The sequence below is a fragment of the Corallococcus llansteffanensis genome, assembly GCF_003612055.1.
GTDB lineage: Bacteria > Myxococcota > Myxococcia > Myxococcales > Myxococcaceae > Corallococcus > Corallococcus llansteffanensis.
Genome location: NZ_RAWB01001095.1, coordinates 1 through 879 on the forward strand (window position 1 = coordinate 1; position 879 = coordinate 879).

The 879-nt window shown below is 74.9% G+C and carries 1 protein-coding gene; it reads right to left on the minus strand.

Features of this window, described 5'->3' with window-relative positions:
• On the minus strand, nucleotides 1-879 hold an 879-nt coding region (locus D7V93_RS43545; RefSeq protein ID WP_147451702.1), incomplete at both ends, for a methyl-accepting chemotaxis protein.

Below are 879 nucleotides of genomic sequence, written 5' to 3' on the forward strand. Positions count from 1 at the left end.
GTTCAGCCGCGCCACCGCGGAGCTGATGGCGTGGTTGTCCTGGCGCATGCGCGACATGGCGTCCAGGAACGACACCGCGCTGCCCTGCCCGCCCTCCGCCGCCGCCAGCGTGCGCATGGCGATCTCCGCCACCGAGCCCGCGTTCTCGGCGATCTGCTTCGCCGAGCGGGCCAGCTCCTCCGTGGTGGCGCTCGTCTCGTCCAGGCTGCTGGCCTGTTCGGCCGCCCCCTCCTCGTAGCGCCCGGAGGTGCTGAGGATCTCCTCCGTGGTGGCGGAGATCTGCGCGCCCGCGCGCTGCAGCTGCGCGAGCACGTCCGCCAGGTGCGTGCGCATCGTGGTGAAGGCCGCGGACACCGCCCACACCTCGTCCTCGGCGGGCACGAGCTGGGGGCTCGCCAGGTCCCCCGCGGCGATGCGGCGCGCCTCCCCGGACAGCTCCCGCATGGGCCGGCCCAGCAGCGTGCCGCCCAGGTACGCCGTGGCGAGCGCCAGCCCGAACACCACCGCGCACAGCACCGCGCTGGACGTGAACGCCTCCAGGCGCAGCGCGTCCACCATCACGCCCTGCACGTCCGGGCTGCCCGCCTCCAGGAGCCGCGTGAACACGCGCTCCGACAGCGCCGTGACGACCTGCGCGCACAGCACCGCGGGCGTCACCACGCAGATGGCGGTGAAGGCCACCAGCCGCGCGCGGATGCGCGAGCGCCGGGGCAGCGCCGCGATGACCTGCGCGTGCGTCAGCCCCTGGTCCGCCACCCACAGCACGCCCCTGCGCGCCCGGAGCGTGACGAGCCCGTAGACCATCAGCGACGTGAGCGGTCCGAACAGCGAGCCCAGCCCCGCGACCCGCAGGGTGAGCTCCCCCGACAGCCCCATCCC